The organism is Occallatibacter sp. (assembly GCF_036502485.1).
Lineage (GTDB): Bacteria > Acidobacteriota > Terriglobia > Terriglobales > Acidobacteriaceae > Telmatobacter.
The window spans coordinates 25,168-35,344 of sequence record NZ_DASXYM010000042.1; the positions used below are offsets into that span (position 1 = coordinate 25,168).

The 10,177-nt window shown below is 61.5% G+C and carries 8 protein-coding genes; 4 read left to right on the forward strand and 4 right to left on the reverse strand.

Annotation, left to right across the window (positions count from 1 at the left end; genetic code table 11):
* Positions 1-192: 192 nt before the first annotated feature.
* On the reverse strand, positions 193-1,212 hold the full coding sequence (locus tag VGL22_RS06670; protein WP_465266122.1) for an L-lactate dehydrogenase: 1,020 nt from the start codon (positions 1,210-1,212) through the stop codon (positions 193-195).
* A gap of 384 nt (positions 1,213-1,596) precedes the next feature.
* Between VGL22_RS06670 and VGL22_RS06675 the strand changes: the two genes are divergently transcribed.
* Positions 1,597-2,646, forward strand: coding sequence for an aminopeptidase (locus VGL22_RS06675; protein WP_465266123.1), 1,050 nt, complete (start codon positions 1,597-1,599; stop codon positions 2,644-2,646).
* A gap of 20 nt (positions 2,647-2,666) precedes the next feature.
* Here VGL22_RS06675 and VGL22_RS06680 read toward each other — a convergent pair whose 3' ends face one another.
* Positions 2,667-4,892: a putative bifunctional diguanylate cyclase/phosphodiesterase gene (locus tag VGL22_RS06680; protein ID WP_465266124.1), complete on the reverse strand. Its 2,226-nt coding sequence runs from the start codon at positions 4,890-4,892 to the stop codon at positions 2,667-2,669.
* 595 nt (positions 4,893-5,487) lie between these two features.
* On the opposite strand from VGL22_RS06680, the gene VGL22_RS06685 reads away from it, so the two are divergent.
* The 3 genes from VGL22_RS06685 to VGL22_RS06695 all read left to right on the forward strand — a co-directional run bounded on the left by VGL22_RS06685 (position 5,488) and on the right by VGL22_RS06695 (position 8,456).
* The gene (locus VGL22_RS06685) at positions 5,488-5,814 is read left to right on the forward strand and encodes a hypothetical protein (RefSeq protein ID WP_465266125.1); all 327 of its coding nucleotides are present in this window, start codon (positions 5,488-5,490) and stop codon (positions 5,812-5,814) included.
* Between the two features lie 90 nt (positions 5,815-5,904).
* On the forward strand, positions 5,905-6,933 hold the full coding sequence (locus tag VGL22_RS06690) for a radical SAM protein (protein ID WP_465266126.1): 1,029 nt from the start codon (positions 5,905-5,907) through the stop codon (positions 6,931-6,933).
* A 542-nt stretch (positions 6,934-7,475) separates the two neighbouring features.
* Positions 7,476-8,456, forward strand: coding sequence for an aldo/keto reductase (locus VGL22_RS06695; protein WP_465266127.1), 981 nt, complete (start codon positions 7,476-7,478; stop codon positions 8,454-8,456).
* A gap of 67 nt (positions 8,457-8,523) precedes the next feature.
* Here the strand turns inward: VGL22_RS06695 and VGL22_RS06700 are convergent, their stop codons facing one another.
* Both VGL22_RS06700 and VGL22_RS06705 read right to left on the reverse strand, forming a co-directional pair.
* Positions 8,524-8,835 carry a hypothetical protein gene (locus VGL22_RS06700; RefSeq protein WP_465266128.1) on the reverse strand — a complete coding sequence of 104 codons (312 nt, stop codon included), beginning with the start codon at positions 8,833-8,835 and terminating at the stop codon, positions 8,524-8,526.
* A 477-nt stretch (positions 8,836-9,312) separates the two neighbouring features.
* A complete protein-coding gene (locus tag VGL22_RS06705; protein ID WP_465266129.1) occupies positions 9,313-10,083 on the reverse strand; it encodes a hypothetical protein in 771 nt (256 codons plus the stop codon).
* Between the last annotated feature and the right edge of the window lie 94 nt (positions 10,084-10,177).

Consider the following 10,177-nt stretch of genomic DNA (forward strand, 5'->3'; position numbering starts at 1 on the left):
AAGACAGCAGTACCGTCGCCCCAGGCAGCGCTCTCATGGCACCGCCATTCTATGCCCGCGTCTGCACAGTTGTTGTCATCATGTTGCAATCCGGCTCCCACCGCGCGTTCTCCGTGCAATCGCGCCAGGCCCTTGACACCAACCCCCACCTCGGATCGGCGGCGAAGCCGCAGTTGGCCCCACCGCAGGTGGCTAATATCCCAGATCCTTGACTACCTTCCGGATACTTTCCGCGCTCGCCTGCAGTCCCGACTCCTCGTCCACCGTCATCGGAATAGGCAGCGGCGGCTCCATCCCCTTGCAGCCCACAATGCGCGGTACGCTCAGGCACACGTCTTCCATTCCTCTAAAGCCCTTGAGCAGCCCGCTCACCGCCAGCACCCGCTGCTCGTCGTACAGAATCGACTCCAGAATGTTCGTCACCGCCAGTCCCACCGCGTAGTTGGTCGCGCCCTTGCCCTGGATCACCTGGTAGGCCGCCTCCTTCACGTTGCGCACAATCTCCGCCTTGTCCGCCGCCGCCAGACGCCCATGCCCCGGCACCGCCCACTGGTTCAGCGGTATCGACCCGATCGTCGCGCTCGACCACAGCGGTATCTCCGAGTCGCCATGCTCGCCCGCAATATACGCATGCACGTTCTGCACCGCCACCCCGCAGTGCCGCGCCACAAGATAACGAAACCGCGAGCTGTCCAGAACCGTCCCTGACCCGATCACCCGGTTCCACTCGAACCCCGTGATCTTCCTGGCCAGTTCTGTCACCACATCCACCGGGTTCGTCACCAGCAGCAGAATGCAGTTGGGCGCCACCCGCACCACATCAGGGAGAATCTTTTTGCAGATGCCCGCATTCGCCGCCGCCAGATCCATCCGCGTCTCGCCTGGCTTCTGCTTCGCGCCCGCCGTCATCACCACCACGTCGCAGTCGCGCAGAATTTCCACGTCATCCGACCCATCCACCGTGGCCTGCGGTGCAAACAGAAGCCCGTGGTTCAGGTCCAGCACCTCCGCATCCACCTTGCTCTTCGCAATGTCGAACAGGCTGATATGCCGCGCCACCCCCCGAATCATGGCCGCATAGGCAATGGTCGCCCCCACGCTCCCCGCGCCAATAATGCCCACCTTGCGCGCAAAGGTGGAACTGCGGCCGATCACCGGGCTGCCCAATCCTGCCAGGCTCGATAGCCCCTCTGGAGCGTCAACGTTTTCCATCGTCATCTGCGGGAAGACCTCTCACCCCCCCGAGTCTACTCAACCACCCCAAAACCTTGTCAGTCTGAGCGCAGCGAAGAACCCGTTTTCGAATTCCCCTCCGGGTGCCCACCCTGGCCAGGACGGCGGCGACGCGGGACCCCGCCCCCACCCCTCCCCCTGCGAGGCCGGCAAGCGTGAAGAGGCGAGCGAGGCCGGCAAGCGGTGAACAGGCAAGCGGTGAACAGAAGAGGGTACCCCCCCACCCTGCGCACCAAAAATGGTGCAAATCGCCAGGAACCGGCCCACCCTCCTTCCTCCACCCCCACCCCCTCCGTTACCCTCAGATGAATACGCATCTCACCCATAGGGCCCCACCCCCCACCCAGGAGCCTGTTTTTTCCCATGCCAGAAACCGCCGCCCATCTGCTCTCCCTCGACTTCCCCGACGACTTCACCCCCGGGGCCCGCTCCGCCGTCCGCACCTGCCTGCGTATCCAGCCCGACGAAAAGATCACGCTCATCACCGACCGCGTCACCGAGCGCATCGCCGCCTCCATCGCCCGCCAACTCCAGGACCTGGGCTGCCGCTGGAATGGCTTCGTCCTCGAAGACCTCGCTCCCCGTCCCCTCACCGACATGCCGGCCGCCGTCCTCGAGGACATGGAAACCTCCGACGTCAGCATCTTCGCCGTCCAGGTTCAGCAGAACGAGCTCCGCTCCCGCATGCAGATGACCGACATCGTCAACCGCCGCCACATGCGCCACGCCCACATGGTCAACATCACCGCGGAAATCATGTGCGACGGCATGCGCGCCGACTACGACAAGGTCGACCGCCTCTCCCAGCAGGTCCTCGAGCGCGTCCGCCGCGCCCGCCGCATTCGCGCCACCACCGCCGCCGGCACCGACATCACCTCCGACATGAACCCCGATTACAAGTGGTTCAAAACCTCCGGCATCATCTCTAGCGAAAAGTGGGGCAATCTCCCCGGCGGCGAGTGCTTCACCTCCCCCGGCGAGGTCAACGGCACTTTTGTGGTCGACGGCGTGGTCGGCGATTGGCTCTGCGCCCGCTACGGCCTGCTGGCCGCCACACCCCTCGCCATCCACATCGAGCAGAACCGCATCGTCCGCTGCTCCAGCTCCAACCAGGAGCTGGAGCGCGACTTCTGGGCCTACACCCACACCGACGAAAACTCCGATCGCGTCGGCGAGTTCGCCATCGGCACCAACATCGGCGTCCACAAGGTGATCGGCAACATCCTGCAGGACGAGAAGTTCCCCGGCATCCACATCGCTTTCGGCAACCCCTACGGCGAGCACACCGGCGCCCCCTGGCGCTCCGGCACCCACATCGATGTCGTAGGCCTCGGCTTCAACATCTGGCTGCAATACGCAACCGGCGAAACCGACCAGATCATGCGCGAAGGCCGGTTCCTCATTTCCGCCTGAAGCAACGGCCGCAAAGCACGTCAAGACAGCTCTGAGCACGCCCCGGCTGTATGGCGGCCGGCAAACACGAGAGAGAGAAAATCACTGGGCGGCACGGGAGGGCTGAACAGAAAGCCCTGGTATGCATCGCAGCCAAGATCGTCGAGTGTCGCTCGCTGCTCCTCGGTTTCCACCCCCTCGGCCAGCAGCGACATGTTCATCGCGCGGCTCAAGGAAACGATGGCGCCGGCGATCGCGCTGCTCGACGCGTCCACCAGTATGTCTCGCACGAACGCTCGATCGATCTTCAATTGATCGAGCGGCAGCCGCTTCAGGTAGGCCAGCGAGGAATACCCTGTTCCGAAGTCGTCGAGCGCGAACTGCACTCCCTTCGCTCTCAAACGCTTCATGATCTCGATGGTCTTATCAAGGTCATCCACGAGCATGCTCTCGGTGATTTCCAGCTGAAGCCTGCTGGGATCGGCGCCCGCTTCTTCAAGCGCGCTCAGCACCTGGTCGACGAAATCCGCCTCGCGAAATTGCCGCGGGCTCACATTCACCGCCAGCGTCAACTCAGATGTCTCCGGGTGTTTTGCCCAGGCCGCTATCTGCCCGCTCGCGGTCCTCAACGCTTGCTGTCCCAGCGGAACGATCAGGCCGCTGTCTTCGGCGGACGCGATGAAAGACGCGGGAGGCAAAATCCCTCTCGTGGGATGATTCCACCGCATCAGCGCCTCCGCGCCGAAAATCCTGTCGGCCCGTACTTGAGGCTGATACCACAAGAGGAACTCGTCCCGCTCGATTCCCCGCCGCAGCTCAGCTTCCAGTTCCACCCGCGCATTTACCGCCTCCTGCAGTTCCGGAGCGAAAAATCGAATGGCGGAGCGTCCTTCCTGCTTGGCGCTATACATCGCCAGATCCGCCTGCTGCAGAATCTCGGTCGTGCTTCCGTTGCCGCGGCAGAACAAGCTGATTCCTATACTGACCGTGCAGTTGCAGTGGCGGTTGGCAAGGGTAAACGGCTCGTTCATCGTAGCCAGGATTTTGTCCGCCACCGTCTTCGCCTGCGCTGCAGACCCTTCCGCATCCTCGCTCAAGTCTTCCAGGATCACCACAAATTCATCCCCACCCACCCGGGCAGCGGTGTCCCCATCGCGGACGGAACGGATCAGGCGTCGCGCCGCCTCTTTTAAAAGCAAGTCGCCCACATCGTGCCCAAGCGTGTCGTTCAGTGTCTTGAAATCGTCGAAGTCGATGAACAGAAGCGCCTGCCAACGGTCACTCCTCCGGCTGGCGCTCACAATCTGCCGTAATCGCTGCAGCAGCAGGCGCCGGTTCGCCAGGTCAGTCAGCGGATCATAGAACGCCAGATGCCGGATCTCATCCTGGGCGGCCTTCGCATCCGACATATCATGCGTCACCGAAAGAATGCATCGCATCCCTTCGAGCTCGATCACCGACGCCGACATCAGTCCCCAGATCGCCTCTCCGGAATTCTTGCGGAACTGTGCTTCCAGATTCCGGCACGCGCCCTGCTGTTCCAGTGCCCTCACCAGGCGCACACGATCGTTCGGATCGGCCCAGATGTTCAACTCGTTTGAAGTCCGCCCGATCACCTCCTCGCGTGTCCATCCGGTGAGTGCGAGGAATGCACGATTGCAGTCGACGAACATGCCGTCGCTGAGGCGGTTCAGGTTGACGCAATCCAGAGACATCTGAAACGCCGAGCGATACCGCTCTTCGCTGACGCGCAGCGCTTCCTGCGCAGCAGCCAGCTGCCGTTCCGCTTGTTTCCGGTCATTGATGTCCTGCACCAGCGTCAGAAAACAGAAAGGCTCGCCCTGCCCGTCATACTGAATGGAGATAGTGAGCACGACCCACGTGAGGGAACCATCCTTGCGCAGGTATCGTTTCTCGAAACTGACCGTGCTGGTCTCGCCCGTGAGCAGCCGGGCTGCCGCCGCGTTCCCGCTGCCCCGATCCTCCGGAGGGGTAATTGCCTGAAAGCTGGAGCCGACCAGCTCGTGCAGGGGGTATCCCACCATACGCGCGAAGCATACGTTGCACTCCAGAATCCGGCCATCCAGCCCCGTATGCAAAATTCCCACTGCGGCCTGCTCAAACGAAGCTCGATACAACGCTTCGTTCGCCGGCAATAACTCTGTTCTGCCGGTGGGTGTCAGCGAACCCCGGCGGGCGTCACGCGAAGAGAAATGCGCCGCTACGCCGTTTTCCTCAAGTCGATTCTGATCCGCAAAAGTTCCCACTAGGCTTTCCTCGACAAGCTTCACCGCTGCCTCACGTCATGCGCAGGAACTCAAGGCCCCTCCAGTCGGATTCCAGCGTGTGCGATTTTCTGAGCTATAACAGGATGTACAGGTCATATCGGCATAGGGGCGGATGGCAGTAGTGCTGTTTATTGCCCACCCCCGGACGCGATGAACCTTCTGATCGCAGTCGCTCGCCCTGATCTGAGTCGCTCGTCGTGATCTGAGGTAGCTCGTGGGGGATCGTTCCGTTCCGGCTGCGTCACAGTCGCGTTCCGGCCCTGTTTGTGCCTTCGCTTCTCCGCCGCCGTTTGAACCGGACGCGAAGACCCAGCAGCCTTCAGGCGCGGCGCTCCGTTCCTGCTCATGCTTCGCCTGAACGGCGTTCCCGCCCGCCTGACCGCGCCTCATCAAATGCTGCCGCAAGGCACCTGTGACCAATTCCCGGCATCCAAGTCTCTATTCCCATGCAGTGGTGGTCTGACTTTAAGTTGATTACACTGGTCAAGGAGCACAAAGGATCGGGCTGCTGAGTTCCAACACGGTCGCACTCCAGCTGCATCGCTGGTTCAGGGCAGGATGTGTGCGCACTCGTGTGAGCTGGCTGCTGCTGCTGCTGGTCACCGCCTCCGTGGTGGTTGCTCCCCTCACGCAACACTTGTGGACTTGGGACGGCTTTTTGCACGGGGGCCAGGACTTCGAGACTGCCACCTATCTGATCTTCGTCTTCTTCTGCCTGGCCATCGTGTTGGCCCGGGTATGCAAGGCTTGCCTGGAACAGCTCTTCGCCGCGTTGCGGGCATGGGTGCTGTCGCGGATCCGTGGGCCACGCCCCGCAAGCCGCATCATCGCGCTTAAGCCCCTCTTTTGCACTGCGGCGGCGCCATGCGGCGCCGCCTTCCTCCTTCCTCTTCGGATCTGATCCGCTTTCTTCCGGGCTTCCCTGGCTGGCGCTGACGCGCCGGTCTACACGTGAACGAAAGTCCCATCTTGCATCTGTTCGGGAGATGTCATGAACAAATCTGAAGTCGTACGCGCCTGGGGAAGAATTCTCGCGGGCCGCGCCCCGTCGCTTTCCATCGAAATCACGAAGGAATGCCCCCTGCGCTGCCCCGGCTGTTACGCCTTCGACGCCGCACATCTGGGCGGTTCAACCCAGTTGCGCGAGCTCTCTGACTACAAGGGAGACGAACTCGTCCGCAATGTTTTGGCCGTTGTTGACGACCACCGGCCCCTGCACGTTTCCCTGGTGGGCGGCGACCCCATGGTGCGCCACCGCGAGGTCGAAGCGCTGATTCCCGACCTGGACAAACGCGGTATCCACACCCAGATTGTGACCAGCGCGTTTCGCGTGATTCCCCCCGAATGGAAGCGCCGCAAAAGGCTTAATGTCGTCGTCTCCGTGGATGGGCTGCCGGCCGAGCACGACGTGCGCCGCAAGCCCGCGACCTACGAACGGATACTCAAGAACATCGAAGATGCCCGGGTGACGATTCACTGCACCATCACCTCCCAGATCGTGGGCCGGTCCGGCTATCTCGATCAGTTCCTGGCATTCTGGACCAGCCGCGAGCAGGTGGAAAAGGTCTGGTTCAGCCTCTTCACGCCGCAACGCGGGGCGTCGGAGGCCGAAATCCTCAACCCCGCGCAGCGCGCCACGGTGCTCGCCGAGTTGCGCGGCCTGCGCCGCAAGTATGCAAAGCTGGAAATGCCGGAATCGCTGATCCGCGAACTGGAACGTCCGCCCGCCAACCCCAGCGACTGCATCTTCGCCCGAACCACCGCAATCGTCTCGGCTGACCTGAGCACGCGCATCACCCCCTGTCAGTTCGGCGGAGATCCCGATTGCGGCCAATGCGGATGCATCGCCTCCATGGCCCTGGCCGCGGTGGGACATCACCCGGTTCTGGGCGGTCTAACCGCCGGCCACCTGTTCAAGGCCTCCGATCGCCTGGGGAAGGCATACCGCGGAGCACGCAACCGCCTGGTAGGCAAGCCGGCCGTTCTCCCGTTCTCGCCCTTCAAAATCCTCGGCTCGTAACCGTCTGCCTGGGTGGCACAGGCCTCTCCATGAACTCCCTGGGGACCCTCGCCTTTGTCATCCCGGCAGCCTCGCGCCCCGCCGCGCCTTGCACCTGAAATGCCGAATTCCCCATAACCACGCACCCGTGACCGCCATCACCGACCGGAAATCAGAAGCTGTCACAATAGCAAAGCCGACGGGTGGCTCGGAAAGTTGTTCCACCCTGAATGCCAAATCGCAATAAGCATCCGCTTCGGTTAACCAGAAAATTAATAGGTTCTTTGTTTTCGCTTACCGCGCACGCTCGGGGCCACTCATTGAAACATATAGACTTAGATGGTCTACCCCGTGTGATTCAGCTCACTTTCTGGCTTGAAATTCCCGGGGTTTCAAAAGCTCGTTTTCAGCCGGACCGAATGGGCAGGGTTACTGACCGGTAAATAGCCCCCTCACGCCGCAGCCCCTGACCCTCACCGCATGAGCCGCCGGTTCATGAGAAACGCCAGCGAAGAACCAGAAAACCGCAGCCGCCGGCCCCTTCGCGCATCTATCCAGTTGATATGGCCACAACCACTTCGACCGCACTCCGCACCCTCGGCAACTCCGACCTTCACCTCACCCCCATCGGCTTCGGCGCGTGGGCAATCGGCGGCGGAAATTGGGAGTTCGCCTGGGGACATCAGGAGGACAACGAATCCGTCCGCGCCATCCAGCGCGCCCTCGACATGGGCGTCAACTGGATCGACACCGCTGCCATTTACGGCCTCGGCCACTCCGAAGAAGTCGTGGCCAAGGCGTTGCAGGGCTGGTCGGGTTCCCGCCCCTCCGTCTTCACCAAGTGCTCCATGCGCTGGCACGGCGACCGTAGCATCTACCGCTCGCTGACCGCCCAGTCTCTGCGCGCGGAACTCGAAGCCAGCCTGCGCCGTCTCCAGGTCGAAACCATCGACCTCTACCAGATTCACTGGCCTAATCCTGAAAACGAAATCGAAGAAGGATGGGAAACCCTGTCGAAGTTCAAGGAGGAAGGGAAGGTGCGCTGGATCGGCGTCTCAAACTTCAACGTCGACCAGATGAAGCGGGTGCAGAAGATCGCTCCCATCACCAGCCTGCAGCCGCCTTACTCCATGTTGCGCCGTGCTATCGAGCAGGAGATCCTGCCGTTCGCCCAGGCCAACCGCATCGGAGTCATCAATTACTCTCCCATGGTCTCCGGCCTCCTGACCGGCGCCATGACTGCCGAACGCGCCGCCGCCCTGCCAGCCGACGACTGGCGCCGCCGCAACCCCGAATTCAGCGAGCCTCGCCTGAGCCGCAACCTCAAGCTGGTCGAACTTGTCCGTGAGATTGGCTCCGGACATGGCGTAACTCCCGGCGTGGTTGCCGTCGCGTGGACCCTCCAAAACCCGGCAATCACTGCCGCCATCGTCGGAGGCCGCAGCCCGCAGCAGGTCGAGGGCTTGGCCCCTGCCTTGCACTTCCGCCTTTCAGATGAGGAGTACACCCGCATCAATGCTTATCTGAATGACCTTGGGGCCTAGGCACGGCACCAGCGAACACAAAAAAGCCCGGCTCGGAAGCCGGGCTTTTTTGCGGTCCGAAAACCTCTTACATCGCAGCCACAAAGTCGGGAAGAATGCCGGCAGCGTGATCCTGCAGAAGGCTGGTGAGGCGGGCAGCCATGCCCGAGTACAGGGCAGCAGCGCGGAACGCGTTCACCCGAACGCCTTCACTGGCCTTGGTGAAACCATACTGGGCAAGCGCCATCAGAACACAAACTCGGATCTGCATGGCATCGCTGCGCAGCGTTTCAACCATCACACGATCAACTCCCGCATCGTTCCGAGCGGCGAAATCGGCCATCTCCAGCATGACGCGCGAATTCTGATACATCACCCACAGACCGCGAGGACCTTCCATGCGTTGCCACGCGTCGTCGGGCGTGGCTTTCAGACCCTCTTTCCAGAGGAACTGATCGCTGAGCTCCCGAGCGCTCCAGTCGGGGCGAAGCCTGGCCAGTAAGGAGTCCCAAGTTTGGTGGTTCCGTCGCCGTACGCTTGAGCGCCAGCGGCTGAAATAAAGAGCTAACACGGAAAAGGCAAGAATCTGAAGTACAGGCAAGATCATCGGTGGTCCCCAGTGAGTTCTTTGGTAACCGCGAACAGCGCACGTTTACCTGACCGTTGTTCTGTGTTCACTTACTATTAGCAGGTTACGTCCCCATTACGCCACAGAATCCGTGCTGATTCAAGCTATTTTGTGCTTCGAAGGTACTCAAAGGGATTATGCACCTAGGTAATCATGGTACCCAAATGTTCCAATCCGAAGCCCGATTCCCTCGAATAAAGGAGGTTACTCCAGTAGCCCATCAGGAAGGAAAAGAGCGGCGCTCAACGCTCAACGTCTGGATTTGCGCAAGTCATCCAGGTCAATGCGGCTGGAGCGCGCACCCGCCGCGACCGTAAATAGCAGATTCTGCATGCGGGGACTGAACTCCTGCCGGGGCGCTTCTTGTTGCAGGAAGCTGATGCCCCAATAGACCAGACAGCATGCGTAACTTGCCGCTGCCAGGTTATCGATCATGTGGAACGTAGTCTGGGAGGCGTGGTGCGTATGAAGCATGGACGCCGCAAGGCTGACCAGCGAGTAAAAGCCCAGGCCGGTGGCCACCTGCAGTTCGCGGTTGCGCCACCCGATCGCAAGTAACTGGCTTAGCCCGGCGAGCGCCAGGAAGAACAGAATGCGGAGCGAAGAAAACGTCTGCTGTACGCGGATGAGAATTGTCCACTCGGGCGTCAGACCATGCAACCCATTGGTGCCCGTGAACGGCCATACCGCTGCCCCCAGGATCAGCACCAGCACCGCCAAACCAGGGAGAGTGGCACGCGGAAGAGAGGATCGATAGGGCCGGAGTACCGACCACGCCAGCTCCACCAGGACGGCGAACTGAACAATGGAGTCGAGCCCAAGCTCGGCCGTGAAAAACGGCACGAAGTGAGCCGGGTAGCGCGTCCTGACAAGCATGCCGGCAACGTCGCTTACCAGGTTCCAGATGCAGAAGATAAAGAAGACAGGGAGGAGACGGACGATGCGGGTGTAGAGCAGCAATCCAATGATTGCCCCCTCCAACACAACGCCAGCCAGCCATAGCGCAGAGTCGATTGACACCGATAGCCTCCGCCCCTCGATCTCTCGAACGGACCGTACGCCTGCAGATAGACGCAAGGTTGATTAGAGTCTACCAGTGCAGCCGAAGGAGTCC